Annotated in this window: 22 protein-coding genes; 13 read left to right on the top strand and 9 right to left on the bottom strand. The window is 66.9% G+C overall.

All coding sequences use genetic code 11. The annotated features are described in order from the left end of the window. Positions 1–41: 41 nt before the first annotated feature. Positions 42–1,565 carry an APC family permease gene (locus tag ACSZL9_RS03770; RefSeq protein ID WP_446664129.1) on the bottom strand — a complete coding sequence of 508 codons (1,524 nt, stop codon included), beginning with the start codon at positions 1,563–1,565 and terminating at the stop codon, positions 42–44. A gap of 82 nt (positions 1,566–1,647) precedes the next feature. Next, the gene (locus ACSZL9_RS03765; protein WP_446664128.1) at positions 1,648–2,451 is read right to left on the bottom strand and encodes an alpha/beta fold hydrolase; all 804 of its coding nucleotides are present in this window, start codon (positions 2,449–2,451) and stop codon (positions 1,648–1,650) included. A 128-nt stretch (positions 2,452–2,579) separates the two neighbouring features. On the opposite strand from ACSZL9_RS03765, the gene ACSZL9_RS03760 reads away from it, so the two are divergent. Continuing rightward, positions 2,580–3,389 carry a helix-turn-helix domain-containing protein gene (locus ACSZL9_RS03760; RefSeq protein ID WP_446664127.1) on the top strand — a complete coding sequence of 270 codons (810 nt, stop codon included), beginning with the start codon at positions 2,580–2,582 and terminating at the stop codon, positions 3,387–3,389. A gap of 123 nt (positions 3,390–3,512) precedes the next feature. On the opposite strand, the gene ACSZL9_RS03755 is transcribed toward ACSZL9_RS03760, so the two are convergent. Then, the gene (locus ACSZL9_RS03755; RefSeq protein ID WP_446664126.1) at positions 3,513–4,328 is read right to left on the bottom strand and encodes a hypothetical protein; all 816 of its coding nucleotides are present in this window, start codon (positions 4,326–4,328) and stop codon (positions 3,513–3,515) included. Positions 4,329–4,770: 442 nt separating this feature from the next. Between ACSZL9_RS03755 and ACSZL9_RS03750 the strand changes: the two genes are divergently transcribed. The 3 genes from ACSZL9_RS03750 (at position 4,771) to ACSZL9_RS03740 (ending at position 7,961) form a co-directional block, all read left to right on the top strand. Continuing rightward, positions 4,771–6,192 carry an amino acid permease gene (locus ACSZL9_RS03750; protein ID WP_446664125.1) on the top strand — a complete coding sequence of 474 codons (1,422 nt, stop codon included), beginning with the start codon at positions 4,771–4,773 and terminating at the stop codon, positions 6,190–6,192. A gap of 258 nt (positions 6,193–6,450) precedes the next feature. Further along, positions 6,451–7,449, top strand: coding sequence for a zinc-binding dehydrogenase (locus ACSZL9_RS03745; protein ID WP_446664124.1), 999 nt, complete (start codon positions 6,451–6,453; stop codon positions 7,447–7,449). Positions 7,450–7,484: 35 nt separating this feature from the next. Further along, on the top strand, positions 7,485–7,961 hold the full coding sequence (locus tag ACSZL9_RS03740; protein ID WP_446664123.1) for a hypothetical protein: 477 nt from the start codon (positions 7,485–7,487) through the stop codon (positions 7,959–7,961). 59 nt (positions 7,962–8,020) lie between these two features. Here the strand turns inward: ACSZL9_RS03740 and ACSZL9_RS03735 are convergent, their stop codons facing one another. Then, positions 8,021–8,812, bottom strand: coding sequence for an alpha/beta fold hydrolase (locus tag ACSZL9_RS03735; RefSeq protein ID WP_446664122.1), 792 nt, complete (start codon positions 8,810–8,812; stop codon positions 8,021–8,023). Positions 8,813–8,963: 151 nt separating this feature from the next. Between ACSZL9_RS03735 and ACSZL9_RS03730 the strand changes: the two genes are divergently transcribed. The 7 genes from ACSZL9_RS03730 (at position 8,964) to ACSZL9_RS03700 (ending at position 16,913) form a co-directional block, all read left to right on the top strand. Continuing rightward, positions 8,964–9,773, top strand: a complete 810-nt coding sequence (locus ACSZL9_RS03730) for an HNH endonuclease family protein (RefSeq protein WP_446664121.1) — start codon at positions 8,964–8,966, stop codon at positions 9,771–9,773. Positions 9,774–9,983: 210 nt separating this feature from the next. Next, positions 9,984–12,344, top strand: coding sequence for a xanthine dehydrogenase family protein molybdopterin-binding subunit (locus tag ACSZL9_RS03725; protein WP_446664120.1), 2,361 nt, complete (start codon positions 9,984–9,986; stop codon positions 12,342–12,344). Positions 12,345–12,554: 210 nt separating this feature from the next. Beyond that, positions 12,555–13,250 (top strand): dienelactone hydrolase family protein, encoded by a 696-nt coding sequence (locus tag ACSZL9_RS03720; protein WP_446664119.1) that lies wholly within the window; start codon positions 12,555–12,557, stop codon positions 13,248–13,250. A gap of 113 nt (positions 13,251–13,363) precedes the next feature. Further along, positions 13,364–14,599 (top strand): Ig-like domain-containing protein, encoded by a 1,236-nt coding sequence (locus ACSZL9_RS03715; protein ID WP_446664118.1) that lies wholly within the window; start codon positions 13,364–13,366, stop codon positions 14,597–14,599. Between the two features lie 122 nt (positions 14,600–14,721). Then, positions 14,722–14,940: a hypothetical protein gene (locus ACSZL9_RS03710; RefSeq protein WP_446664117.1), complete on the top strand. Its 219-nt coding sequence runs from the start codon at positions 14,722–14,724 to the stop codon at positions 14,938–14,940. Positions 14,941–15,070: 130 nt separating this feature from the next. After that, positions 15,071–16,210, top strand: a complete 1,140-nt coding sequence (locus ACSZL9_RS03705; protein WP_446664116.1) for a hypothetical protein — start codon at positions 15,071–15,073, stop codon at positions 16,208–16,210. Continuing rightward, entirely contained in the window at positions 16,203–16,913 is a 711-nt protein-coding gene (locus ACSZL9_RS03700) for a uracil-DNA glycosylase (RefSeq protein ID WP_446664115.1), read from the top strand. The genes ACSZL9_RS03705 and ACSZL9_RS03700 overlap by 8 nt, the downstream gene beginning before the upstream one ends. 86 nt (positions 16,914–16,999) lie before the next feature. Here the strand turns inward: ACSZL9_RS03700 and ACSZL9_RS03695 are convergent, their stop codons facing one another. Both ACSZL9_RS03695 and ACSZL9_RS03690 read right to left on the bottom strand, forming a co-directional pair. Further along, a complete protein-coding gene (locus ACSZL9_RS03695) occupies positions 17,000–17,743 on the bottom strand; it encodes an MBL fold metallo-hydrolase (RefSeq protein WP_446664114.1) in 744 nt (247 codons plus the stop codon). Between the two features lie 136 nt (positions 17,744–17,879). Further along, entirely contained in the window at positions 17,880–20,975 is a 3,096-nt protein-coding gene (locus tag ACSZL9_RS03690) for an alpha-N-acetylglucosaminidase TIM-barrel domain-containing protein (protein WP_446664113.1), read from the bottom strand. Positions 20,976–21,132: 157 nt separating this feature from the next. Here ACSZL9_RS03690 and ACSZL9_RS03685 point away from each other — a divergent pair, with 157 nt between their 5' ends. Further along, on the top strand, positions 21,133–22,422 hold the full coding sequence (locus ACSZL9_RS03685; protein ID WP_446664112.1) for an ROK family transcriptional regulator: 1,290 nt from the start codon (positions 21,133–21,135) through the stop codon (positions 22,420–22,422). A gap of 115 nt (positions 22,423–22,537) precedes the next feature. On the opposite strand, the gene glnA is transcribed toward ACSZL9_RS03685, so the two are convergent. After that, positions 22,538–23,962 carry a type I glutamate--ammonia ligase gene (gene glnA / locus ACSZL9_RS03680; RefSeq protein WP_446664111.1) on the bottom strand — a complete coding sequence of 475 codons (1,425 nt, stop codon included), beginning with the start codon at positions 23,960–23,962 and terminating at the stop codon, positions 22,538–22,540. Positions 23,963–24,244: 282 nt separating this feature from the next. Between glnA and ACSZL9_RS03675 the strand changes: the two genes are divergently transcribed. Beyond that, complete coding sequence (locus tag ACSZL9_RS03675) at positions 24,245–24,682, top strand: RDD family protein (RefSeq protein WP_446664110.1); 438 nt, start codon at positions 24,245–24,247, stop codon at positions 24,680–24,682. Positions 24,683–24,966: 284 nt separating this feature from the next. Here ACSZL9_RS03675 and ACSZL9_RS03670 read toward each other — a convergent pair whose 3' ends face one another. Then, the gene (locus ACSZL9_RS03670) at positions 24,967–25,728 is read right to left on the bottom strand and encodes a DUF4191 domain-containing protein (RefSeq protein WP_446664109.1); all 762 of its coding nucleotides are present in this window, start codon (positions 25,726–25,728) and stop codon (positions 24,967–24,969) included. 84 nt (positions 25,729–25,812) lie between these two features. Further along, the gene (gene lipA / locus ACSZL9_RS03665) at positions 25,813–26,835 is read right to left on the bottom strand and encodes a lipoyl synthase (RefSeq protein WP_446664108.1); all 1,023 of its coding nucleotides are present in this window, start codon (positions 26,833–26,835) and stop codon (positions 25,813–25,815) included. Positions 26,836–26,882: the final 47 nt, after the last annotated feature.

The following is a 26,882-nucleotide window of genomic DNA, read 5'->3' as shown; positions in this document are numbered from 1 at the left end:
ACTCGACCAGCTTGGGATCGTCACTCGGGCAGCGTCGGCCGTCAGTCCTCGCCGGACACCTGGCTGCCCACCAGACCGGGCTTGCGGCCACGGCTGCCGCGGGCGAGCGTGGAGTGCTTGCGGCCGTAGGCGAAGTAGACGACCAGGCCGATGACCAGCCACACGAGGAACCGGGTCCAGGTCTCGACGGCCAGGCTGGCCATCAGCGCGAAACACAGCACCGCGGTGATGATCGGCAGCAGCGGCACCTGCGGTGTGCGGAAGGGCCGCTCCATCTTGGGCTTCGTGCGGCGCAGCACAGCGACGGCGATCGCGACGACGACGAATGCGAAAAGCGTTCCGATGCTGACCATTTCGGCCAGCGTCGCCAGCTTGACGGTGGCCGCGATCACGGCGACGACGGCGGTGACACCCAGCGTCAGGTAGAACGGCGTCTGGAACTTCGGGTGCGCCTTGCCGACGCCCTCCGGCAGCAGGCCGTCCCGCGAGAGTGCGAAGCCGATGCGGCCCATCGCGACGATGTCGACCAGGATCACCGAGCTGAGTCCACACACCGCCGCCAGACCGATGAGGAATCCGGCGATGCCGATGTGCGGTTTGAAGGCCTCGGAGATCGGAGCGCCCTCGTCGAGGTTGGTGTATTTCACCATCCCGGTGATCACGAAACACACGGCGAGATAGAGGAACGTGCAGATCACCAGCGTCCCGATCAGTCCGCGCGGCATGTCCTTGCCCGGGTTCTTGGTCTCCTCGCCGAGGTTGGCGACCGCCTCGAACCCGCTGTACGCGAAGAACACCACGGCCGACGCGACCAGCACGCCCGCGATCCCGTATGACGACGGCTCGATCCCGGAAACCCACTGCCACAGCGGTTGCTTCAGCGCTTCGCCGGTGCCGTGCGCCGGCTTGGACTCCGGGAAGAACGGCGTGAGGTTCGACATCTTCAGGAAGAAGAGACCGGCCACGATGACGAACAGGCAGATCGCGACCTTGATGACCACCAGTGCGTTGGTGATCCACTTCGACTCCTTGATGCCGACAGCGGCCACGATGCCCAGGACGACCACGATGAAGACCGCACCGAGATTCACCGTGGACCCTTCGCCCATGATGCTGTCCCAGAACGACCCGTGCAGCCCGAGCGAGCTCTGCAGATAGCCGGACCAGCCGCGAGCGACCACGGCAGCGCCCAGACTGAACTCCAGGATCAGGTCCCACGCGATGATCCACGCGAAGATCTCACCGATCGTCGTGTAGGCGTAGGTGTAGGAACTGCCCGCGGTCGGCACCGCGGACGCCACTTCGGCATAACACAGTGCCGCCATCATCGCGACGATCCCGGCGATCAGGAACGAGATCACGATCGCCGGCCCGGCCTGGTTCTTGGCCTCGACGCCGGTGAGGGTGAAGATGCCGGTGCCGATGACGATCCCGATGCCGAAACCCATCAGGTCCCTGGACGACAGGCTCTTGGCGAGCCCCTCACCGGAGCTCTCGGCTTCGTCATTCTGATGTATGACGGTGTCGACGTCCTTGGTGCGGACGAGCGTTCGCAGCATTCCCATCGATTGACCGTATGTGGCCGTAGGTGATCTATGAGGAAACTGAATGTGTGACTTTCGCGGGTCTCGGATCTCGATACGCAGGTCACCTCGCTTCGCTCCGGCACCCGCCAGAGAGTCTTGTCGAGAAGCCGGTGATCGCATCGGCGAGGTCGGCCGGCGCTTCGAGGGGGATCAGGTGACCACTCCTCGGGACCACCAGGAAGTCGACGTCGGACAGGTAGGGCACCAGGTTGTCGCGGAGCACATGGGCCGGCTCGACCTGATCGTTCTCCCCGGCAACGACGAGTGCTGGGACATCGATCAGGCGCGTGTGCTCGGTGATGTCTTCGGCGATGCCGTGTAGTGGCCACTCGGTCCGGGCGGCCTCGGCACCGGCGCGCGAGTCGGCAACGACCTGGGCACTGACGGACTCGGGCAACCCGATCGCGGTGAGGACGTTGTCGCGTGCGCTCGCGACGGACGCGTCGGAGTCGTATGCATGAGAGAGCGCTTCTCGGTACTCGGCAGTGACCTCTGCGGCAGGCTTCGCCGGCCCGGACCCGACCAGGATCAGGCCCCGCAAACCTGTGGGCCGGATCGACGCGACCAGTTGCGCGACCTTGCCGCCCATGGAGTGTCCGATCAGGACGTAGTCGGCGACGCCCGCGTCGGCAATCGCGGCAAACGTGTCGGCTGCGAGCTGGTGCAGCGTGTAGGGGCCGGGCAGCGTCCTTGAACGACTCCATCCGCGAAGATCGAGAGTGAGGGCGGCGCGATCTGCCAAGCGGTCGACCACGAGATCCCAGGTGCGAGCCGAGCCACCCCAGTAGTGCAGAAACACCAGGGTTGGCCCGTTTCCCGGACGGTAGTCGTAAACGGGCAACAGCGGCTGCTGTGTTGTGCGCATGGAAACTCCTGGATCAGGGGGATTGAGGCGAATCTGACCCATCCATTGAACTTCCGCTACGGGTATGGCGCATGAGCACAACTGGGCACGCGATGGTGGAAACTGGACACATGACAACGGTCCGGCAGATGACCTACGAACCCCTCGGGCACGGTGCCGACGCTGTCGAGACGCTCACCTTCGGCCGCCTGCGGGAGCTGAACGACGGCGGCACGCAGCGCGCCGACTTCCACGTCCTCGCCGTCGTTGACGCCGGCCATGGATCGGTCACGGTGGACTTCGCCGCGCACCCGCTGCGGCAGCGGACCGTGGTGTGGGTTCCTCCTGGCGCGGTGCACCGGTGGGATGACATCGCCGACGTAACAGGACACGTCGTGCTGTTCGTCACGACGGCGCCCGTCACCCGCGCCACCCGGGAGTTCGTGGCATCACCGGACCGCGCCGCGCAATGGCGCGTTCCCGACGCCGACTGGCCGTTCGTCGACGCCGCGCGTAACCATCTACTGCTCGAGGTCTCCGCCGCTCCGGGGGACCCATCGCTCGAGCTACGCGAGATCCTGCTCTCCGCGCTCATCGCCCGACTGCGCCCACCGCAGGGCCAAGAGGTGGCGGTCAATCCGACGTTCCGTCGCTTCCGATCGAGTGTCGAAACAAACTTTCGCGAGCACCACGACGCCGGCTACTACGCAAGGACTCTCGGTTATGCGCCGCGCACCCTCTCCAGGGCGGTGCAGCACGCCACTGGCCGGACCGCGAAGGCGTTCATCGTCGAGCGGATCGTCCTGGAAGCCAAACGGCTCCTCGCGCACGACCGGCTCACCGCCGCCAGCTGCGCCGCCCGGCTCGGGTTCCCTGATGCCTCCAACTTCTCGGTGTTCTTCAAGCAGGCGACTGGGATGCGTCCGGGGGCCTGGCAGGCTACGGTTTCCGGCACGTGAGACCGCGCAATCGCATGTGGCGCGGGACCTCGAGGCGCTCGCTCCTCGGCCACCTCGCGTGCGTCGGCCCTGGTCGTGGCTGTGCGCGACCAGGGCCGTGGGAGGGAGGTGTCGAGAGATCGGTCAGGGCGCGAGGACGAAGCCGCACTGGCCGATGACGTTCCGACCGACGGTGCTGAAGGGATAGCTCGGGTCGGGTATGCCGTCATCCGCGTCGCCGATCTGCGGCGCCGGGACCATGTTGGTGCAGATCAGGTTCTTCCCGATCGTGTCGTGGACGATCTCGTTGCCATCCGGATCGCCGAGCATGATGTCGGACAGCGTGACGTTGCCGTCGATCGTGCTACGGATGACGCCGAACCACGTCGTCGACAGTCCGCTCACGGTGAGGTTGCCGTGGATCGTGTCGTCCTTGACCGAGAACGGAATGAAGCCAGGGAAGTCCGCGCCCGCGCCGCCGCCGACGGAAGTGACGTTGCCGTTGACGGTGAGGCCGTCGAGTGCCGCGTTGAAGACGTGATCGAAGGAGGCGTTGCCCATGATGGTGATGCTGGACTGTTGACCGGCATACGGGCCGTTGCCATCCGGCCCGCCGGCTGTGCAGCCGCCGTGCGCGGCGGTGCAGCCGAGGCCGGTCGATGACCCGGGTGCCGCGGTCACGTTGTGGCCGACGGTGATGGTTGACGGAGCGCTGTCCGCGTCGAGTCTGGCGCTGCTGAGCACGTTCAGGTTTCCGGTGATCATGACGGTGGCGTGTGCCGGGACCGTGCAATTTCCGGTCACCGTGACAGAGGAGTAGGTCCCGGACGGGATCTCGCCTCCGGTGCAGGTCAGGGCCGTCGCCGTCGACGGGGCGGCTTGGGCCATACCTGCCGGGAGCATCAGGGCTCCCGCTGCGGCCAGGGACATGACGACCCCGAACCGCGTGTTTCGCTTCATGGTGGTTCCCTTCTTACGACGACCGGGGGTTCCGATCGACCGATTCGGTAATACACCTGAGATCCGGTGCGGCCAGGGATAATTTCGTCTGGGTATGGCGGAGGGGGCCGGCCCCGATACGCAGGTCTCGATACGGGTCTCGATACGCTCGCTCGTCCCTCACGAGCTACTCGACCGGCTTGGGGTGGCTGCTCGACCTGCTTGGGGAGGCTGCTGGACCAGCTTGGGTGGCGCTCGTCGCCGAACGGTGGGTATGACACGACGAATGGTCCGGCGCGTCTCATCCCTCGACCGTGTCGCGACGAGGCGTTGAATTTCCGCACCGTGCGGGGTCGGCGTGTGCGACATTCGATCGTCGACAAAATGGCAGCAGTTGTGGTGACCTCGAGACGCTCGTTCCTCGCTCCTCGGCCACCTCGGGTAGAACGAGCCGGAAACAACTGTGAGTGAAGCGAATACGACGGCCCCGCACAGCCCGAAGAAGCTGCGGCCACGACACATCACGATGATCACGCTCGGCGGGATCATCGGCTCGAGCCTCTTCGTGGGCTCGTCCAGCATCGTCCACTCGGTCGGTCCGGCCGCCGTAGTCTCCTACCTCGTCGGCGGACTGCTGGTCTACCTGGCGATGCTGATGCTCGGCGAGATGGCCGCGGCCCGGCCGGAGATCGGCTCGTTCATGGAATACGCCCGGGTCGGCATGGGGGACTGGGCGGCATACCTCGTCGGCTGGCTCTACTGGTATTTCTGGGTCGGCGTGCTCGCCTACGAGGCGGTCATCGGCGGTCACACGCTGCACGGCTGGCTCGACTGGTTGCCGTCCTGGCTGTGGTCACTGCTGCTGCTGGCGGTATTCGTGATCAGCAAACTGATCTCGGTCCGGTCCTTCGGCGAAGCCGAGTTCTGGCTGGCCAGCATCAAGATCATCGCCATCGTGGTCTTCCTCGTCGTCGGCGCGCTCTTCGTGCTCGGGCTCTGGCCGGACGGCGACTTCGTCGTCCAAAACCTCTGGCAGCACGGAGGATTCGCGCCGAAGGGGGTCGGCGCCATACTCACCGGTGTTGCGCTGGTGATCTTCTCCTACTTCGGCACCGAGATCGCCGTGATGGCCTCGGCAGAGTCCGAGGACCCCGCCAAGGGCGTGAAACTCGCGACCGTGACCGTCATCTGGCGCGTGCTGCTCTTCTTCGTTGGATCAATCCTGATCATCACCATGGCAATCCCGTGGCAGGAGCTGCCCGAGGCGACCGGCGTCGCGAACGCGCCCTTCACCGTGCTTTTCGAGAAGTTCAATATCCCCGCGGCGTCCAACATCATGGAGCTGGTCATCTTCACCGCGGTGCTGTCGGTGCTCAACTCCGGCCTCTACTCCGCGTCCCGCATGTTCGCCGCGCTGGCCGACAAGGGCCTCGCGCCGAAAGCAGTGTCGTACAAGGCAAAGAACGGTGTCCCGGTCGTCGCCGTCTTCGCCTCGACCATCGGTGGTGTCATCGCGGCGATCGCCAACTTCGTGGCACCCGACTCGGGGATCTTCGACTTCATCATGAACTCCGCCGGGCTGGTGGCGCTCTTCGTCTACGTCTTCATCGCGCTCACCCAGATGCGGTTGCGGCAGAAGATGACCCCGGAGGAAGCCGCCGGGCTGCGGGTCAAGGTCGGCTTCTTCCCGTGGCTCAACGTCATCCTGATCGCTGGTGTCCTCGCGGTCGTCGTGATCATGCTGACCACCGACACCGGACGCACCCAGGTCTGGACCAGCCTGGTCGCCACCGGTGTGCTCGTGCTCTTCTGGCCGCTGGTGCGACGCAAGCTCGCCGTCATGCGGAAAGCCGAGCAGCGGGACGAAGTGCTCGTCGGCGACTGAGCTTGTATGACGCGAGGGGTTGTTCGGGGCCTCGACAGGCTCGGCCGCCTCGGTTTGTGGCCTCGAGACGGTCCCTCGCGTTCGCTCGGACCTCCTCGGCCGCCTTGGTTGTCGCCTCGACAAGCTCGGCCGCCTTGATTTGGCTCGGCCGCCTTGGTTGGTGGCGTCGACAGGCTCGGCCGACTTGCTCTCTTGCGTTGAAGTCGACTTCAACTTCTAGCGTGGTGTCCCCGACCGCAAACTCGGAGGAGACGCACGATGAAGGCAGTTGTAGCAACGCAATTCGGCCCTGCTGATGTCATGGAGCTGCAAGAGTTTCCTGATCTCGAACCTGCAGCGCATCAGGTGGTGGTGGACGTGGAGTTCGCCGCGGTCGGCACGCTGGACCGCTTGGTCCGCAGCGGCTGGGGCCGAGAGTTCTTCGACATCCGACCGCCATACGTGCCCGGTGACGGGGTCGGCGGTGTGATCCGCGCGGTCGGGCCCGGGGTGGATTCGTCCCTGATCGGTCAGCGTGTGGTCGGCGGCACCGGCCCACGCGGCGAGGACGGCATGTCGACCGGCCCCACCGGCGGGTATGCCGACACCGCGCTGGTCGACATACGGGCGATGGTGCGGGTGCCCGACGAGGTGTCGCTGGAGACGGCGACGGCGCTGCTCAACGACGGCCCGACGTGCGAAATGCTGCTCGATGCCACCGATCCGGGACCGGGCGACATCGCCCTGGTGCTGTCCGCGTCCGGTGCCGCCGGGATCCTGCTCGTGCAGGCCGCGGCGGCTCGCGGCGCCGTAGTGATCGCGGCTGCGCACGGCTCGACGAAGACCGAGGCGCTGCGGCTGATGGGTGTGCAACACGTCATCGACTACAGCGCCGACGACTGGGTCCGCCAGGTGCGTGCGCTGGCGCCCGCAGGTGTGTCGGTGCTCTTCGACGGTGCCGGTGCGACCCTCGGCAATACGGGCGCCGAGCTGGTGGGTGAAGGTGGCCGAATCGCCAGCTATGGCAGCAGTGCTGGTGATTTCGCCCGTCCGGACATCGACGCGCTGCGCGACCGCGGGATCGTCTTCAAGGGCCTCTTTGATCTGCAGCCGCAGGTTGCTGGCTCGCGCCGCGAGCTCACCCTCCGGGCGTTCCAGGCCGCCACCGCCGGCGTCGCCGAACCCGTGGTGACGTTGGTGCCCTTGGCCGACGCCGCTCGCGCGCACCGGGCGCTCGAGGAGCGCACCGCCATCGGCAAGATCCTGCTGACGTCCTGAGCGGCCTGTGCAGCAGGTTGTGGCACCCTGACCCGATGCGCGTGATCTCTTGGCTCCTCATGCTGCTGCCCGTGGTCATGGTCGTCGCAGTTGTGGTCGTGGTGGTGCGCAACACCCGCAACTCGCCGGCTCGCGGCAGCGCGTCATACGACATGGCGACCGGGACGGGCGTCTGGTTCGCCCAGGTCCGCGAACCTGGGTGGCAGATGCAGACCCCGCTCACCATGGCGAACGGGTGGGGGCAGTTGCGCGTGTATGACGGGCAGGTGTCCTTCACCCCGGACGGTGCATCCGCGCCGGCGTGGACGGACCCGGCGAATCAGCTTCGGGTGCAACGGCCCTCGGGCTTGTCGACGGACTTCCACGCCGAGGTGCCGCAGCTGGGCGAGGTGGTGATTGAGCCGAGCACCAGCAAGATCGCGCGCTGGCGGTCTGCCGGGTCGTTCGCCGGCTCCAACTACCGCACCACCCAGGACGTCGTGACGATCCTGCAGGGTTGGGGAGCGCACTGACGCCTCTCGTCGCTGTCAGAGTTCTTCGGGATGGACGATCTCGAGTAGGAGATGGCTGATCAGTCGGAAACTGCGCGAACCCGCTCGATCCAGTCGGCGATGAGGCTGGTGAGTGCCCGCGGTCGCTCGTGCAGCAGGGCGTGCCCGGCGCCGTCGACCACCGCCAAGGTTGCGCGTGGATAGACGTCCAGCAGCCGCATCGCATCGTCGAATCCCACTGTCGTGTCGTGCAATCCGGCTGCGATGAGGGTTGGCCGTGAGAAGGTTCGCTGGCCCATCTCGATCGGCCACTCGGTGAAGATGTCTGTCAGCGCGGTCTGGTCGACCAGCGTCATACCGGGCGCAACACAGTCACGGAAACGACGCGCCATCGCCGGTGTGCGCACCACGAAGTATTCGTCGAACGTTGCCCAATGCTCCGGCTCCAGCTCGTCGTATGCCGTGTCGTCCTGGACCATCACCTCCGGCGCGGGCAGCTGACCGGTGCTCTGCGCGAGCGGGCACACCAGCGCCAGCCCGGCGACCAGCTCCGGGCGCTGCGCGGCGACGCCGCGGGCGAGGTAGGCGCCCAACGAATGGCCGAGCAGCAGCACCGGCTCCTGGGCGGTGCGCTCGATGAAGTCGGCGATCACACGGACCACGTCGTTGTTGCTGGCCAGCCCGTCGGCCGTGGAGGCACCCATCGCCGGCAGGTCCGGATAGATGCGCCGGCAGCCGGAGTCGGCGACGAGCGGCTCCAGCGCACCTTCGAGCTCGCGGTGATCGACGCCGACGCCGTGCAGCGCGAAGAGTGGCAGGCCCGTGCCGTGCTCGGCGTAATGGATCACGACATCGTTGATCCGGCACTCCATTCGTCCACGCTACCCGCCGTCGGCAGCGTCGTGGAGACGTCGACGAAGTGCTGCAACTCGCTCGGCTAATGCGGCGGACCCGCCGACGGGCACCACCGGCAGACTGAGATATGACTGTCGCATGAGGTCGCGGCGGACAGCATCGGAGCAGGTGACCCGACCGTCCGGTCGGCTCGCTTTGGCCGTGTCGGCCGGCTGCGTCTCGGTGCTCCTGACTGGATGTATGGCGGCGTCGAGCAGTGACTCCGGCGCATCCCCATCCGCGGTGACCCGGACCGTCACCGTCACGCAGGTCATCACCTCTACCGCGCCGGCGCCCGCCCCGACGGACGCGACGAGCCCGTCGGGTTCGGTCGAGTGGACGTTCACGGCGCCGGCGGATTCGGCTGTGCGGCATACGAAGAGCCTGCTGGCGACGCTGCCAGTGAAGGGACGCGCACCCAAAACCGGTTACGACCGCAGGGAATTCGGTGTGCGCTGGAGCGACGACGTGACCGTCCAATCGGGACACAACGGCTGCGACACCCGCAACGACATCCTCCGCCGCGACTTGACCGGCATCACGCTGAAGCCGGACACCCACGGATGCGTCGTGCTGACCGGCACGCTCGCCGACCCCTACACCCGGCAGCAGATCAGCTTCCAGCGCGGCGTGGGGACGAGCAACGCCATCCAGATCGATCACGTCGTCGCACTGTCCGACGCGTGGCAGAAGGGCGCGCAGCAGCTGAGCCCCGAGCAACGGCAGGACCTTGCCAACGACCCGCGGAACCTGCTCGCCGTCAGCGGCCGGGCGAACGCCCAGAAGCGCGACGGCGACGCGGCAACCTGGCTGCCCAAGAACAAGAGCTATCGGTGCACGTATGTCGGCAAGCAGGTTGCGGTGAAGTCCGCCTATCACTTGTGGGTGACCAAGGCCGAGAAGGCAGCGATCACAAGGGTTCTCGATAGTTGCTCGTGACGTGACTCGGCCCTGGTCACCTCGGAAGGGGCCTCGACACGGCCCTCGCGTTCGCTCGGACCTGCTCGACCACCTTGATGAGCTCGGTCCTGCTCGACCGGCTTGAGTCGGGGCCTCGACACGGTCCTCGCGTTCGCTCGGACCTGCTCGACCGCCTTGATGGGCCAGCTCGGGGGACAGGACGGCGCAGCGGGCGTAGCGTCGAATGTCATGGCAGGTTCAATCCTTGGCACCCGTGTCCGCCGCGTCGAAGACGCCGACCTGGTCACCGGCGCGTCGACCTTCGTGGGCAACCTGCAGCTCGACGGGCTGCTCCACGCGGCGTTCGTGCGTTCCCCGGTCGCGCACGGCCTGATCGAGAGCATCGACACGACCGAAGCCGCCGCCGCGCCGGGTGTCGTCGCCGTTTACACGGCAGCGGACCTGAACCTCCCGGCCCACCACCGCATGATGGTCGTCAACCCGAAAGTGCCGCGGCCGCCGCTCGCGACCGACCGCGTGCGGTTCGTCGGCGAACCCGTCGCAGTCGTCGTCGCAGAGACCCGCGCCGCAGCGGTCGACGCCGTCGAACTCGTGGACGTCGACTACGACCCGTTGCCGGCAGCCACGGACCCTGAGACCGCGCTCGCACCCGACGCCGAAGTGCAATATCCCGAGCTCGGCACCAACCTGGTGATCGGCAATCGCACTGCGGTGCAAGAGGATCCGCTGCTGGGAGCCGACACGGTCGTGCGTGCGCGGCTGATCAACCAGCGCGTCGCAGTCATGCCCATGGAAGGCAACGCCATCGCCGTCGAACCCGCGGGGGACGACGAGCACGACCTCGTCATTCACGTGTCGACCCAGATGCCGCACGGCCTGCAGGCGATGGTGGCCGACGTATTCGATGTGCCCAAGGAGCGGGTGCGAGTGATCGCGCCGCACGTCGGGGGCGGCTTCGGCGGCAAGGCCGGTTTGATCGCCGAGCACACCGTCGTCATCGGCGCGGCGCGCACGCTCGGCCGGCCGGTCGCCTGGGTCGAAACCCGCTCGGAGAACCTGCAATCGATGCACGGCCGCGGTCAGGTCGGATATTACGAGCTCGGCCTCACCCGCGACGGCACGATCACCGGTCTGCGTGCGCGAGTGATCGGCGACGCCGGTGCGTGGGCCGGCTTCGGCGGCGCACTCCCGATCCACATGACCGCGCTCGTGGTGCCCGGTGTGTATGACGTCCCGACCGTCGCGTATGACGCCGCCTCCGCGGTCACCAACACCGCGCCGATGGGAGCGTTCCGCGGCGCCGGACGCCCCGAGGCGGCGGCGCATCTGGAGCGGATGATGGACATCGCCGCGGACGAGCTGGGCATCGACCCGGTCGAGCTCCGTCGGCGAAACTTCCTGGACCCTAACGCTTTTCCCGTCACGACACCGATGGGTGCGACCTACGACTCCGGCGACTACGACCTGCCGCTGCGGGAGGCGTTGCGCATCGCCGACTACGACAAGCTCCGCGAGGATCAGGCCGGTCGCCGGGAGCGCGGCGACGTCATACAGCTCGGCGTCGGGGTCAGTGTGTACGTCGAGGTGACGGCACCCGGCGGCGGCTCGGAGTTCGGCTCGGTCACCGTGCGCGACGACGGCACCGTGACGGTGTCGTCCGGCACGTCCGCGCACGGGCAGGGGCACGCAACAGCCTTCTCGATGCTGGTGTCCGACGCGCTCGGCATCCCGATGGACAAGATCACCTACGTGCAGTCCGACACCGCGGTCGTGCCGCGCGGTGGTGGCACCGGGGGCTCGCGGTCGCTACAACTGGGCGGCAGTGCGGTCGCATCTGCGGCCGCCGATGTCCGCGAGCAAGCGCGTCGGCGCGCGGCGTCGCTGCTCGAGGCGTCGGTCGACGACATCGTGCTCACCGAGGAAGGCACGTTCGGAGTGAGCGGGGTGCCGACCAGCACCGTCAGTTGGCAGGAGGTGGCACGGGCGGCGCGCGATGCGGGGGAGCGGTTGACCGCCGGGCTGGATGTGAACCAGGAAGGCTCGACCTTCCCCTTCGGTGCGCACGTGTCCGTGGTCGAGGTCGACACCGAGACCGGGCGGGTGAAACCGTTGCGGCACATAGCTGTTGACGACTGCGGCCGCGTGCTCAACCCGTTGCTCGTCGAGGGCCAGCAGCACGGCGGACTCGCTCAGGGCATCGCCCAGGCGCTCTATGAAGAGGTCGTCTTCGACGCCGACGGGCAGCCGATGACCGGCACCCTCGCCGACTACGCGATGCCCAGCGCGATGGATCTGATCAACTTCGAGACCGGCTCCACCGTCACCCCGACCCCGCTGAATGCGTTGGGAGCCAAGGGGATCGGGGAGTCGGCGACCATCGGGTCGACCCCGGCCGTGCAGAACGCCGTTGTCGACGCCGTCAGTCATCTGGGGGTGCGGCACATCGACCTGCCCTGCACGCCGCAACGGGTCTGGCGCGCCATACAAGACGCTCGTGCCGGCACCCTGCCGGACCTGTGGCGAGAGCCTCCTGCGGTGTTCGACGGCCTCCCGGTCAGCGGCGGCGTCGACAACTCCGCAGGGATCTGAGCGGTCTCGATACGGCTCGCCCTTTGGGGCTCGCCTACTCGACCAGCTTGGGGGCAGATTGCGGTCTCGATACGGCTCGCCCTTTGGGGCTCGCCTACTCGACCAGCTTGGGGGCAGATTGCGGTCTCGATACGGCTCGCCCCTTGGGGCTCGCCTACTCGACCAGCTTCTAGCTCGCCTACTCGACCCGCTTGGGGGCAGACTGCAGTGATGAGCGATCGCATCGACATACCCACCGCCGACGGCGCCATGCCGGCATTGCGTTTCCTGCCCGAGTCGGGGTCGGGGCCGGGCCTCGTGCTCTTCCAGGAGATCTTCGGCGTCACCGACTACGTCAAGGACCGCGCCGCCGATCTGGCCGCTCTCGGATATGTCGTCATCGTGCCCGAGATCTATTGGCGGCTGGACGATCCCACGATCGACTACGAACGCGAGGACTGGCTGCAGCAGGCGATGGGCCTGATGCAACAACTCGATTGGCCGACGACCGTTGGCGACGGCGTGAGCGCGGTCGCCGCGGCCCGTGCCGACCAGAACGTCACCGGCCCGGTAGGTGTCTTCGGCTTCTGCTTCGGCGGCGGCCTGGCCTTCAACGTCGCCGCTTCGACCGACGTCGCCGTGCTGGTCAGCTACTACGGCTCGGCCATCCCCGGCCTGCTCGACCTCGCCGACAGCGTCACTGCCCCGAGCCTGCATCACTTCGGGCGGGCCGACACCTTCATCCCCGGCGACGTCGTGGAGCAGGTCCGCGCCGCGGTCACTCGCGACGGCGTGCGATTCGAGACGTATGACGGCGCCGGTCACGCCTTCGACAACCCGAACCCCGCGTTCCACCATGCCGAAGCATCGGCCGCGGCCTGGCGCAACACCGAGGACTTCCTGGCGGCACACTTTCCGGCCAAGTGACGATTCGGTTGCGATCGGCCCGCCACGGTGCGGACAAGGGGTGGATTTCCAAGGTCGAATACGTACCCTGACACGCGGCAAGTGGTAATGGGGGCCTCGTGAGGGGGTATGACGTGATCGATCAGCCGAGCCGACGTGCGGCGATGGGCGGTGCATTCGCGACCGCGATCGCACTGGGTGTCGCGGCCTGCGGGGACAACGAGCACAGCTCGGGACCGGCGCAGTCGGGCAGCGACGCGCCGAAGAGTCCCGAGGCGTCGGCGTCCTCGCACGCCGCTCCGCCGGCGAAGATCAGCGTCAGCGGGCTTGACGAAGGCGCCGACGGTGGCGCCATACCGTTCGGGCAGACGGTGACGCTCACCTCGTCGGAGAAGTTGAAGTCGCTCACCGTGAGGGACGACGACGGCAAGGCGGTCGACGGCAAGCGCGCCGATGACGGGATGTCGTGGGCCAGCACCGGACTGATCGGGCCGGACGCCTCCTGGTCCTGGAAGGCGGTCACCGCCGCCGGTGCCGTCAGCGGGGGCAAGGTCGCGTCCACCGCTGCCGCGCGCACGGTCCGAGCCACCGCAAACATCGGCGAGGACGTCACGGTCGGTATCGCGGCACCGGTCGTCGTCAACTTCAACGCCCTCGTCACCGACAAGGCCACCGTCGAGAAGCATTTGCGGGTGCTGGTGCGGCCGGGCTCCAAGGGGGCGTGGAAGGAAGCCACCGGCTCCTGGGCGTGGCTGCCGGACAGCGCACCCAACTCGGAGGCGCATTTCCGCACCAAGGAGTATTGGCCTGCGCACAGCCAGGTGCACGTCATCCTGCCGCTAGGGAGCCTCGACTGGGGTGGGGGAGTCACCGGCCGGCAGGACCTGGACTGGAAGTTCAACATCGGTCGCTCGCAGATCGTGGTCGCCGATGCGCGCAAATACAACATCGTGGTCTACCGCGACGGCGCGAAGGTGGCGACATACCCCGCGTCATACGGGCTGGGCTCGGACCCGATCCGCAACACCCGCACCGGCATCAACGTCGTCACCGAGAAGCTGAAGACGGTGCGGATGAAGTCCGAGCGCTACCACTACGACGAGATCGAGCACTGGGCGGTGCGCTTCAACAACAACGGTCAGTTCATCCACGCCAACCCGGACACCGTTGAGCAGCAAGGCAATTCGAACGTCTCGCACGGTTGCATCAACCTGTCGCCGAAGAACGGTAAGGCCTACTACAAGACCGCGATCTATGGGGACCCGGTCGACGTGCGCGGCACGAAGGTCAAGCTGGCCGACACCCGCACCGAGCTCTACGACTGGGCGTTGTCGTGGAAGCAGTGGACGGAGATGTCGGCGCTTACCTGACCGGGGCGTCGATGGCCCCGGCAGTGGAGTCGGCCAGTTCGGCGCGCCCGGCTTTGCGGCGAGTCGGAACCCAGATGGTGCGATCGGCCGGCATTCACAGCGTGAGGGCACATAATCGAGGGATGACCTCTTCACCCGCACGACGGCGTCACCTGAGCAACAGTCCTTTCCAGCCCGTGGTTGAGCAGGAGATCGAGCGGTTCGAGTGCGGCGACACCGTCTGCCACGACTCCTACGGGATGGGACACGTCGTCAACCGAGAGACCGACGCGGTGACGGTCGACTTCCGCACCACGACCGTGCGTGTCACCAGTCCTTTCCGGAAGATGACGAAGCTGTAGCAGCAGACCGAGCGTCGGTCACCGCAGCCCGCAGCGATCCGCGCCATACCGTGAGCGCCCACTTCGCCACCACCCGTCGCCGCACCTGAACGGGCCGGCGATGTCGTCCGTGTCGGCTACTGTCCGGTGAATGACGACCAACACCAGTGCGGATGCCGCGTCCGCGATCCGCGGGTATGCCGCGCACGCACGCGAGAGTCTGCGCAGCGAGCAGTCGAGCGCAGTGTCGTATGCCGGGCTGTGGCTGCTGCTCGCGAGCGTCGCGCCGGTCGTCGAAGAGCCCGAGAAGTTCCGCAGTGCTCTCGGACTCGATCCGCGTGAGGCGATGGATGCCGCGGCGCGACTCCTGAGCGATCCGCACCCGGCCGTCGGTGCGGCGATGGGGAGCTGGCTGGCGCCGGGTGTCACTCTCGGTAAGGAGTTGCCGGTGACCCTGGATGAGCTTCCCGCGCAGTCGGTGCTGGACGAGTGGGCGCGGGACATGACACGTGGTGTGTTGAAATCCTTTCCGGTGCAACTGAGTCCGGACACGATGCTCGTCCTTGCGTCGGCCCTGGTGCTCACGCCGCGGTGGGCCAGGTCGCTCGGCCGGGACGAGTTCGACGACATGCTCGTCCTGCGCGACGGACTGCAGGCGGTGGTCGACACGTCGGTGGGACCCGTGGCGGTCGCTCGGCCGGACACCGAGGACGGCGTCGATGTCGTCAGCGTGATCGCCGGGCCCGATGTTGCTGCACCCGACGTATGGCCGGTTGTCAACGAGGTCCTCGCGATGCTCGATGACGGGAGCCTGCGCAACAACTCCTTCCCCGGCGAGATGTCGCCGGACGACACGGAGGACGGCCACGCATGGACGTCGCACGAGACGGTGCAGGAGTTCTGGGGAGACGCGCCGGAGGACGGCTCGCAGGTGTGGGAGTCCAGGCTGCCGGAGTGGTCGGTCTCGGCCACCCACTCGTTGGAGAGCGCGCCCGCTGTCGACCTGGTGGCCGGGCCGCTGCAGGCACTGCTTCCTCCGCCCGCCGACCTGAGCTGTGTGCAGAACGTCGCTGCCACCTACGACGATGAGGGTTTCAGCGCGGCGGCCGTCACGGCCATGGGCATCGCCGGATCTGCGCCCCCGAGGCCCGAGCCGTGCCGCATCCGGCAGATCACGCTCAGCTTCGACCGTCCGCACGCTGTGGTTGCCGTGGCACGTGGCGGGGCGTGGGACGGCATACCGCTCTTTCACGCCTGGGTCGACCCGAAGGAGAGGACGCGATATGAGTAGCGCACGTAATGGGGTGAACCTCCCGGACGACTGGTTCGCTGCAGTGGGCCGGCATGGCTTCGCGGGCGACATCGATCAACTCGTGTCAGGGGCCTACGACGGTGCAGAGAAGGTCTTTCCACCGAAGGATCAGGTCTTCCGGGCATTCCAGATGACTCCGCTCGAGGCAGTCCGAGTAGTCATCGTCGGTCAGGACCCATATCCGCGTGAGGGCCAGGCAAACGGTCTGGCGTTCTCCTTCGACGGCAACCCTGCTGACCTTCCGCGTTCACTTCGCACGATTTACAACGTGCTGGAAGCCGATCTTGGCGGGCAGTTCCACCGACCGTCGGATGGTGACTTGGCTCCGTGGACGCGGGAAGGCGTCCTCCTGCTCAACGCGACGCTCACCGTGCCAGAGGGCACGCCCGGTTCGGCAGCACATCGCAAGCGCTGGAAGGAATTCACCGACGCTGCGTTGCGAGCGGTCGATGAAGAAATCGACCCGGTGGTGTTCCTGCTGTGGGGCTGGCCCGCCATCCGGAAGGTGAAAGCGGTGCTGCGTGATGCCGGATCCGACAGGGTGCTCTGCTCAAGTCACCCAGCAGCCTGGACCAGCAAGCGGCTCAAGCTCTTCAAGGACAGTCGACCATTCTCCGCGGCCAACGAGCGTCTCTCGAAGTCTGGTCGCCAGGTGAATTGGGATCTGACCAACGCAGGCTGATCGAATCCGGGCCCGCTTTGGCGGAGCCGAGCGATCTCACGCTCCTGGGCTCTGTGTGGGACCGGCTCACTGCGACGGTTCGGCGGTCAACCGCGCGCTCGTGCAACGGCGGTGGCGACTGCGTCGTGGAGCGTGCCACGCCATACCGGACCGTGGCCGGGCAGCAAGGTGTCAGCTCTGATGTCAGCCAGTGCGTCGAGAGCAGTGACAGCTGCAGCGGAGTCGTGACTGAAGAACCCCGGGAGCAGTTGCGGTCCGTCCGTGCCGACGATGGGGTGACCGGTGATCAGCGCGTCGCCCGTGACGACGGCACCGGCAGCGGGCAGCAGGTATGCCGTGTGCCCCGAGGTGTGCCCGGGGCAGGAGATCGGGATCGGTCCACCTGGCAGGTCGAGCGCCGAATTGCCCGGTAATTCTTGTGTTTCGGGCACATGGATCTCCGTGCGCGCACCCGCACGCGCGACGGTGATCGCCCACTTGGCGACCCGGGGTCGCCAAGAACGGGACACGACGTCCCACGTCGTCGCCTGCTCGTGAGGCTCGCCACGCAGTGTCGGCAACTCGCGATCGTCGGCGTATGTCGCCACCCGGTGCAGCTCGAGCAGCGCTGGTATGGCGCCGACATGATCGATGTGTGCGTGGGTGATCAGCACAGCTCGGACGTCCTCGATCCGATGCCCGATCTGCTCTATCGATGCGACGACACCGGCTGCGTCGCCGGGGTAGCCCGCGTCGATCAACGTGAGGTCGGTGCCATCCCGGGCAATGACCCAGTTGGACGCGATGCCCTCCGCGAGAAAGACATCCGATGTGACCTGCTGCAACCTCATGGGGGTCATTCTTCCGTCCCGGGGGAGGAGTGCCCCGCAGAACGTGCGGTATGCCGCACGATCTGCCGGACCCAACTCGTCATACGACGCGAAACGCCCCAGACCACATTGTGGTCCGGGGCATTTCACGGACTGGTCAGTGCGTCTGGGTGCCTCCCGTCTGTGCGGATGCATAGAGTGCGGCCACCTGCTCCGGCGTCAGGCTGTTGCCGAAGATGCTCAGCTCGTCGATCAGCCCGGTGTAGACGTCCTTGCCTGCGTTGCTCTGGGTGCTGCCGATGGCGGCACGGCTGAGCGGGAAGGCAGCCGGGATCGTGCCGACCGACTTGCCGTTGGCATAGACCGTGATCTGGCGCCCGTCACAGACGTAGGTCAGGTAGGTCCAGCTCTTCAGCGGCGCGACGTAGTCGGTGGCGTAGTCCTTCACGTAGAAGGCGGTCGCCCCGACCGCACCGCTGGTGACGTTCTGCTGGATCTTCAGCGAGCTGTTGCCCTGCACGCGTTCGCCGTTGATCAGGTTCGCGCTGTGCGAGGTGACGCTCGGGTTGACCCAGACGCCGACGGCCCATGGGCCCGACAGGTTCGGAGCCGAGGTGTTCACCGGCGCAACCGTCCCGTCGAACTTCGCCGCCTTGCCCGCCTTACCCGTGGCCAAGGTGGTCGATCCGGTCATTGTGCCGTCGAACTGGTCCTTGCCGTTGTCGGCGACGACACCGTCGACCGCGGAGTCGAAGGTCCAGTTGTCCGCCAGCGTCGGATCCGCGCCGACGGACACCGTCACGGTGGCCGGGTTGGACGTCCGCCCTTCGGCGTCCGTCTGCACCGCCGACAGCGTGTGCGGGCCGTCGGTGAGCGCCTCGGACGGTGCACACGACCAGCTCTCGTCCGCTGCCACCGTCGCCGTGCACACCGGCGACCCGGCGTCGGTCACCGCGACCTGCGCGCCGGCGACCCCGGTGCCCGCGACGCTGGTCGGAGACTCCGGCAGTGACGAGCCGTTGACCGGCGTGGTGATCTTCGGCTCGGCGACCGGCTTGACCCCGAGCAACTTGGTGATCTTCCGTGCATAGGAGACGGTGTTGCCGCGCGGCACGGTGGGGTAGTGCTTCGACGACGAAGCGAACTTGTCGCCGAACGCCAGCCAGTCGATCTTCTCCGGCGCCGAGCCGGTCTCCATCGCCGTGCGCAGCGAGTCGAAGTACTTCTGCCAGCCCGGCTGGTAGTAGTCCTCGATCATCCCGGAGGTGAGATGCGCTGCGTAGTTCAGCAGGTCGTCGTTGCCGGCCGACGGACCTCGGTTGCTGAACCAAATCGACCAGAGGTCAAGCAGATTCGTGCGGTATGCCGCCGACTCGGCCTTGCTGTGCCCGGCCTTCTCGGCGTCGGCGACATACGTGCCGATCGTGAAGTACGGCACGGTGCCCAGCACCTTGTCGTCCAGTTGCATCGCTGCGAGCCAGGTCTTGGTCAACCCGTTGAAGGCGGCCAGGTCCTTGTCGTCATACGCCGTGCTGATCTTCGGCAGCTGCGAGTTGGCCCAGTTGGTGATGACCTGGTTCGACACGTCGGCCAGGTCGTAGTTGTATGCCGCCGGCTGTGTCACGGATTTGGCCGCGCCGGTCAGCAACGGCAGTGCGGTCGCAAACGTCTCGGTGTCGTAGCCGACCGAAATCGCAGCGTTCAGTGACGGTGTCTTGCCGAGTGGTGACTCCTTCTTGCAGCAGGTGATCGGCCGCTTGTATGTCGTGGAGATGGCAGACCACGCTGCTGCGGCATCCGTGGTCCCGTAGCGTCCCTCGGCATACTTGCTGAACCATGTGTCGAGGTCGAACGCCTTTGAATGCCAGGGGAGTTCGGCAAAGAGCTCGAAGGCGGCGGGGTCGTTGAGGCCCTCGGGGGCGAACGAGATGCCGGTCATGTTGCTTCCGGACTTGGCGACCTGCTTGTAATAGCGATCGATCCAGACCTGCCCGTTGGCGCCCATCGCCGTCTGACCGCCGCCGAACGGGATGGTGCCGAACATCCACGGCGTGTCCGGCCAGTCGGTGTCGCGTTCCGGCATCGAGGAGCGGGTGTCGGTGATGCCGTCGGAGATGAGCAGGTGTGACTTCTGCTCGGTCGTCAGACCGTCCAGCTGCTCCTTGGTCGGGTTCTTCTGCCAGCCCAGTTGCATCCAGGTGGCTCCGGGCTCGGCCTTCTGCAGGGCCGTCATGATCGCGTTGGCAGCCTTGCCGGGATCGATGCCACCCAGCTTGCCGCCCTCCTGCAACGGGTTCATGCGGTACATCGCGCTCTTGCCGAGCAGTTTGTCCGCGTGCTTGTAGTAGGACGCGGCGACCTTGGGGAAGAGCGGGTCAGTCGGGTCGAGCCATGCGGGGCGCTGCGTGAGATTCCACGTCCCTTGCTGCACGACGTGCGGCGGGTTTCCATTGCTCGCAGTGGAATTGACCTCTGCGAAGTCGGTCGGAACGGTCCCGAAATAGCCTGGCAGGACCGGTGTGATGCCCAGCTCCTTGCACCGCTGGATGATCTTGCGCCCGAGTGCGGCGCGGTCGTCGAGCAGTGCCTGCGAGATGGGTGCGGTGTCGTTGGACAGGTTCTGCATCACCCACCACGGCTGCGTCGCCGGCAACGGGACCCACGCCTTGGCCTGCGCCGCGGTGTAGCCGAAGTCCTGCAGCATCTCCTTGTGGACGGCGTCACTGCCGGGGAGGACGTAGACCTCGTTGATCCCGTGCAGGGCATACATGTCGAGCATCTGCTGCCACTTGGACCAGCTCATGTAGGGGTTGGTGTAGCCGTCCTGGGTGTCGTTGCCCTCGTAGCGGTGCTGCACACTCGAGGAGTGGCTGATCGGAGCCTTCGGTGCCGGCAGCACCCGCGGGACGTTCGGTGTGAAGTTGCCGAGGTTGACGTCGGCGTGGACGACATACTTCAGGTACCAACCGGCACCGGTGGTCGCTGCCGAGCGGGTCGACGCATTGATCCTGATATGACCGGGGGAGCCGGAGATGGTGAATTTCTCCGGCCCGGCGGACTGCTTGACGTCGAAGCAGACCTGCCGTGCCGCGTGGCCGATGGTCCGGCTGAGGACCGCGGTCAGCGCACGACCGTCCGGGCTCCTGCTGTCGCAGCCACTGTGGCCGGCGGCATCCGCTCGGGTCGTGGGCAGACCGACCGTCGCGGCCATCAGGCACACGATCGCGATCAGGACCGAACTGACTCGCTTCATCCGACGTTCCCTTCCTCACGACACCACCGATCGGGGGTTCGGATGGTGTCTTTCGACGGCGGTCGCCGGGGCAGCGACCGGGGGGTCACGCTTTTAGTAACGTAAAGTTCGTAACTATCCTGCGACAGATTCGGCTGGTGAAGGTGAGAAGTGGACGATGAAATCTGTACCGGCCGGTAGCGGCCCGCACGTGCTGCGTCGGATGAATGCCGCGTCGGTGCTGAGCGCGTTGCGACAGGGCGGGCCGTCGCGGATCGCTGACCTGATGCGCTCCACCGAGCTGTCGCGCCCGGCAGTCACGCGGGCCGTCGAGTCGCTGCGCGCCGAGGGCTGGGTCGGTGACGGGACCGCTGATCGGGCTGGCGATGAGCAGGGCGACGGACAGCACGAGCGCCACAGCGATGGACACGCCCGCCTCGGTCGGCCGGCGGCGCTGCTGCGGTTCCGCGCCGAGGCCGGGCACGTGCTCGGTGTCGACGTGGGTCCGCACAAGGTCGTCGCGATGGTGGCGGACCTGGCCGGTGACGTCGTGGCTGAGCACCGGGCCGACACGCGTGGTCTCGACGGACGTGCCGTGCTCGACGCGATCGTGTCGGTCACGGCGAGGGCGGCCGCGGACGTGCCGGAGAGTTCGCTGCTGTCGGCGGCGGTCGGCACGCCGGGGCTGGTGGACCCCGAGACCGGTGCCGTGACGCTCGCGCCCAGCATCCCCGGCTGGGATCAGATCCCGATCGCCGCCACGCTGCGGGAACGTCTTGCGTGCCCGGTCACCGTGCACAACGACGTCAACCTCGCCGTGCTCGCCGAGCGGTGGTGCGGCGTCGCGGCTGCCATCGACAACCTGGTCTTCCTGCAGTGGGGTGCACGCGTCGGGACCGGCATCGTGATCGACGGTCGATTGCACATCGGTGCGGCGGGCGCAGCGGGCGAGCTCGGTTTCCTGGACCTGCAGGACGCGGGCCGGCAGTCCACCGATTCCGTTGTGCGAAAACAAGACTCGCAGGCATCCACGATGGGTCCGTTCGAGCGGCAGGTGGGTGCCGCCGCTGTCATCGAGCTGGCGATCTCGCAGGCAGCACAGAAGGACGACGCGCAACTGCTGAGCCTCATGCGTGCGGCGCAGGCGGACGACGACGCCGCGGTGTTGTTCGACGCAGCACGCGACGGCAGCGCGCTCGCCGAGCAGATCATCGACACGATCTGTGGGCGTATGGCGGGAGGCCTGGCCGCCCTGCAGCTCATCCTCGCCCCCGACCTGATCGTGATCGGCGGCGGTCTGTCCCGCGCCGGCGACCAGCTGCTCGACGCAGTGGACGCACACCTTCGGGAGCGCACACTCGCGCCGCCGCGTCTCGCGCTGTCGACGCTGGGTGACACTGCGGTTGTGCTCGGCGCGGTCCGCAGTGCGCTCAGCGACGTCGAGAGCCGGGTGCTCGGTATCTCCTGACCCAACTCGTCATACGACGTGAAATGCCCCGGACCATAACGTGATCCGGGGCATTTCGGGGTCGGCGGTCTCGATACGCGGCTCGTTCCTCGCCGCCACTCGACCAGCTTGGAACTCAGATGTCGTAGTACAGCTCGAACTCGTGCGGGTGCGGGCGGAAGCGCAGCGGGTCGACCTCGTTGAGACGCTTGTATTCGATCCAGGTCTCGATCAGGTCCGCGGTGAAGACGTCACCCTCGAGCAGGTAGTCGTGGTCGGCCTCGAGCGCGTCCAGCACAGCCGGCAGCGAGTCGGGCACCTGCTCGATGTTGGCGTGCTCCTCCGGCGGCAGCTCGTAGAGGTCCTTGTCCACCGGCTCCGGCGGCTCGATGCGGTTCTTGATGCCATCCAGACCGGCCATCAGCTGCGCCGCGAAGGACAGGTAGGGGTTGGCCGACGGGTCGGGGATGCGGAACTCGATGCGCTTGGCCTTCGGCGACGTGCCCGCGATCGGGATGCGGATGCAGGCCGAGCGGTTGCGCGCCGAGTAGACCAGGTTGACCGGAGCCTCGTAGCCCGGCACCAGGCGGTGGTAGGAGTTCACCGTCGGGTTGGTGAAGGCCAGCAGCGACGGCGCGTGCTTGAGCAGCCCGCCGACATACCAACGAGCCAGGTCGGACAGCCCGCCATACCCCTTCTCGTCGTAGAAGAGCGGCTCGCCGTTCTTCCACAGCGACTGGTGGGTGTGCATGCCCGAGCCGTTGTCGCCGAAGATCGGCTTGGGCATGAAGGTCGCCGACTTGCCCGCCTCGAAGCAGGTGTTCTTGACGACGTACTTGAACTTCATCACGTCGTCGCCGGACTGCAGCAGCGTGCCGAACGTGTAGTTGATCTCCTGCTGACCGGCGGTGCCGACCTCGTGGTGGGCGCGCTCGACGTTCAGGCCGACATTGTTCAGCTGGGTGCTGATGTCGTCACGCAGGTCCGAGAAGTGGTCGACCGGGGCGACGGGGAAGTAGCCGCCCTTGTAGCGCGGCTTGTAACCCAGGTTGCCGCCGTCCTCCTCGCGGCCGGTGTTCCAGGCGCCCTCGACGGAGTCGATGTAGTAGTAGCCGGCGTTGGGCTTGGTCTCGAAGCGGACGTCGTCGAAGATGTAGAACTCGGCCTCGGCGCCGAAGTAGGCGGTGTCGGCGATGCCGGTCGACTTCAGGTAGGCCTCGGCCTTGGCGGCGATGTTGCGCGGGTCACGGGAGTAGGGCTCACCGGTGAACGGGTCGACGATCGAGAAGTTGAGGATCAGCGTCTTGTGCTTGCGGTAGGGGTCCAGGTAGGCGCTGGTCGGGTCCGCGATGAGCTTCATGTCGGACTCGTGGATGGCCTGGAAGCCGCGGATCGACGAGCCGTCGAACATCGCGCCCTCCTTCAGCGCCTCTTCGTCGAGGGTGGCCGCGGGTACGTTGAAGTGCTGCATCACCCCGGGAAGGTCACAGAATCGGATGTCGACGAACTCGACCTCTTCATCCTTGATGAACTTCAAGACCTCTTCGGCCGTGGTGAACATGGATCCTCCATCGATGTGATGTGCAACGGCTCCGGCGCCGTGCGTCGCCATGACTTTACGTGGTCGGCGTTTCCCGGCCATGACTCGGATGTTTCGGCCGTGTTACGCAAGAGTTGGTATGCCGCCTACCCGGGTATGCCGAAAACCGTTGCAGCGGTAGCGGATCGGTGGCTCGCGTGCTGTTGCACAGGTCACTGCGCCGGATCGGCGAAGGTGTGTCCTACGCAACATCGAGCAGCACGTTTGCTGAGCCGACGCGGCCGCCGTCTACCCTGGTTGGTCGTGACGAGCAGTGACCATTCCGCATCCGACCCGAGCGACGGTTATCCGGGCGCAGGGCTCGGAATGCCGGCCGAGGGCATCGGTGCGATGGCCCGCCTCGGCCCGCGGGTGGTCGCGATCGTCATCGACTGGTTGGTGTGCTCGGTGATCGCGGCCGGCTTCTTCGGCTACAGCTTCGGCGGTGGTGGCGCGAGTTGGACACCGCTCGCTGTCTTCTTCGTGGAGAACGTCCTGCTCGTCGGCACCCTCGGCTCGACGCTGGGGCACCGCGTGATGGGTCTGCAGGTCGTGCGCGAGTCCGGCGGCCCGACCGGTCCGCTGCCCGCGCTGATCCGCACGTTCCTGCTGTGCTTGTTCGTCCCCGCCGTGATCTGGGACAAGGAAGGCCGCGGCCTGCACGACCGCTTCGCCGGCACAGTGTTGCGTCGGATGCGCTGACCGTCGGCGTACGTAACCCGCGACCGTTGAGGGTTGTGCGCAGGAACCCGCCGGTATGACGTGCAGAACCCGCGACTGTTGAGGGTTATTCAAGGGATTCGCGGGTATGGCGTGCACAAGCCGCGACTGTTGAGGGTTATTCACGGGATTCGCCGGTATGGCGCACAGAACCCGCAACTGTTGAGGGTTGTGCGCAGCGCGACAACGACAAAAGCCGGCCAGGAGCCAACGTGAGCGTGGCTGCCTGACCGGCTTGTCAAGGATCCGAAGCGGAAAGCTCGGCCTCAGCGGCCGCGCATCGCCTTCCGGTCCATCCGCGGCGCATTGCGCGGGTCCATGCCCTTGGGGATCGGCGGCTTGGCAGCACCGAGCGCGCGCAGTCGCTTGGTCACGGCCTTCGCCTCGGCGTCGGTGAGTTTCTTCGGCAGCTTCTTGATCGTCTTGGTCAGGTCGTTGAGCTTGACCGTGTCGTCGCCGTCGCCGACCCGCAGCACGTGCACCGGGACCTCGCGGCCGGCAACCCGGCTGACCCGCTTGCGCTCGGACTCCAGCAACTTGCGGGCGCCACCGCGCGGGCCCTCACCGATCAGCACCACACCGGGCTTGCCGACGGCGCGGAAGACCATGGCGGCGTTGGACAGCTCCGACATACGCCGCGCCTTGCCGGCCTCGGCGGCGACCGGCTCCTGCTCGTAGGTCCAGCCACGCTTCAGCCCCTGCAGCGCTGCGCCGGTGCCGCCGGCCCGGCCCTCCAGGGCGCCGAACGCCGCGCGCTCGGCGAGCCTGCCGAAGACGATGATCGTCGCCAGCAGACCGAAGATCAGCGCGAGGATGCCGGTGTAGATCCAGCTGCTCCAGATGAAATGCAGCAGGAACAGGAAGACCACGAAGGTGACCACGAAGGCCACCGCCATCCACAGCGGGATCTTGGGGTTCTGCTTCACCGACGCCTGATAGAGCGTCTTGAACTGCGACACCCGCCCAGGGTTGTCCGGATCCTTCGGTTTGCGCGAAAAACGGGACTTCTTCTGGGGCTGCGTCGACATGCTTTCCAGGATATGTCAGCGGGCGGGATAGGACGAAGCGGAGCGGTCGTCGGTCCCCGGCCGGGCGATCGGAAGGGCGCTAGGTCAGGCCGTCGCCGCGTCCCGCTCGACCAGCGACGCGGCCTCCTGGCGCGCGAACGAGCCGGCGGCCTCACCCAGGTGCGTCAGGTGCGGCGGCAGCTCGCGGCCGAGCTTGGCCATGGCACCGGCATACAACTTGCCTGCGCGGTATGACGATCGCACCAGCGGCCCGGCCATCACGCCCAGGAAGCCCATGTCGGTCGCCACGTCGGACCAGTGCACGAACTCCGTCGGCTTGACCCACCGGTCGATCGGGTGGTGCTTGGGGGAGGGACGCAGGTATTGGGTGATCGTCAGGATGTCGCAGCCCGCCTCGTGCAGGTCGCGGATGGCCTGCTCGACCTCGTGGTCCTCCTCGCCCATGCCCAGGATCAGGTTGGACTTGGTGATCAGCCCGGCCTCCTTGGCCATGGTCAGCACGCGCAGCGACTTTTCGTAGGTGAACGCCGGGCGGATCCGCTTGAAGATGCGCGGCACCGTCTCCAGGTTGTGCGCGAACACCTCGGGGCCGGCGTCGAAGACCTGGCTCACCAGCTCCGGCTTGGCGCCGAAGTCGGGCGGCAGGATCTCGACCCCGGTGTTGGGGTTGAGTGCGTGGATCTGACGGATCGTCTCGGCATACAGGCGGGCAGCGCCGTCGGGCTGGTCGTCACGGGCGACGCCGGTGACGGTGCAGTAGCGCAGGTCCATCTCGCGGATCGACTCGGCGACCCGGCGCGGCTCGTCCATGTCCAGCTCGGTCGGGCGGCCGGTGGCGATGTCGCAGAAGTCGCAGCGGCGGGTGCACACGTCACCGCCGATGAGGAATGTCGCCTCGCGGTCCTCCCAGCACTCGAAGATGTTGGGACAACCGGCTTCCTGGCACACGGTGTGCAGGCCCTGGCTCTTCACCATCTGGTGCAGCTCGGTGTATGCCGGGCCCATCTTCGCAGTGGTGCGGATCCACTCCGGCTTGCGCTCGATCGGAGTCTCGGAGTTGCGCGCCTCGACGCGCAGCATCTTGCGGCCTTCTGGTGCGACAGTCACGAGATCAAGGCTACGTCCCTGGTCGGACGCCGATCCGCCGGGCCGGT

It is taken from the genome of Flexivirga sp. B27, from assembly GCF_052905685.1.
This window is presented reverse-complemented; position numbering and strand designations above follow the sequence as displayed.

What these genes read in the sequence shown, in the direction of transcription:
- ACSZL9_RS03770 (WP_446664129.1), bottom strand. Translation starts at nt 1,565, where the DNA reads ATGGGAATGCTGCGAACGCTCGTCCGCACCAAGGACGTCGACACCGTC.
- ACSZL9_RS03765 (WP_446664128.1), bottom strand. Translation starts at nt 2,451, where the DNA reads ATGCGCACAACACAGCAGCCGCTGTTGCCCGTTTACGACTACCGTCCG.
- ACSZL9_RS03760 (WP_446664127.1), top strand. Translation starts at nt 2,580, where the DNA reads ATGACCTACGAACCCCTCGGGCACGGTGCCGACGCTGTCGAGACGCTC.
- ACSZL9_RS03755 (WP_446664126.1), bottom strand. Translation starts at nt 4,328, where the DNA reads ATGAAGCGAAACACGCGGTTCGGGGTCGTCATGTCCCTGGCCGCAGCG.
- ACSZL9_RS03745 (WP_446664124.1), top strand. Translation starts at nt 6,451, where the DNA reads ATGAAGGCAGTTGTAGCAACGCAATTCGGCCCTGCTGATGTCATGGAG.
- ACSZL9_RS03740 (WP_446664123.1), top strand. Translation starts at nt 7,485, where the DNA reads ATGCGCGTGATCTCTTGGCTCCTCATGCTGCTGCCCGTGGTCATGGTC.
- ACSZL9_RS03735 (WP_446664122.1), bottom strand. Translation starts at nt 8,812, where the DNA reads ATGGAGTGCCGGATCAACGATGTCGTGATCCATTACGCCGAGCACGGC.
- ACSZL9_RS03725 (WP_446664120.1), top strand. Translation starts at nt 9,984, where the DNA reads ATGGCAGGTTCAATCCTTGGCACCCGTGTCCGCCGCGTCGAAGACGCC.
- ACSZL9_RS03720 (WP_446664119.1), top strand. Translation starts at nt 12,555, where the DNA reads ATGAGCGATCGCATCGACATACCCACCGCCGACGGCGCCATGCCGGCA.
- ACSZL9_RS03710 (WP_446664117.1), top strand. Translation starts at nt 14,722, where the DNA reads ATGACCTCTTCACCCGCACGACGGCGTCACCTGAGCAACAGTCCTTTC.
- ACSZL9_RS03705 (WP_446664116.1), top strand. Translation starts at nt 15,071, where the DNA reads ATGACGACCAACACCAGTGCGGATGCCGCGTCCGCGATCCGCGGGTAT.
- ACSZL9_RS03700 (WP_446664115.1), top strand. Translation starts at nt 16,203, where the DNA reads ATGAGTAGCGCACGTAATGGGGTGAACCTCCCGGACGACTGGTTCGCT.
- ACSZL9_RS03695 (WP_446664114.1), bottom strand. Translation starts at nt 17,743, where the DNA reads ATGAGGTTGCAGCAGGTCACATCGGATGTCTTTCTCGCGGAGGGCATC.
- ACSZL9_RS03690 (WP_446664113.1), bottom strand. Translation starts at nt 20,975, where the DNA reads ATGAAGCGAGTCAGTTCGGTCCTGATCGCGATCGTGTGCCTGATGGCC.
- ACSZL9_RS03685 (WP_446664112.1), top strand. Translation starts at nt 21,133, where the DNA reads ATGAAATCTGTACCGGCCGGTAGCGGCCCGCACGTGCTGCGTCGGATG.
- glnA (WP_446664111.1), bottom strand. Translation starts at nt 23,962, where the DNA reads ATGTTCACCACGGCCGAAGAGGTCTTGAAGTTCATCAAGGATGAAGAG.
- ACSZL9_RS03670 (WP_446664109.1), bottom strand. Translation starts at nt 25,728, where the DNA reads ATGTCGACGCAGCCCCAGAAGAAGTCCCGTTTTTCGCGCAAACCGAAG.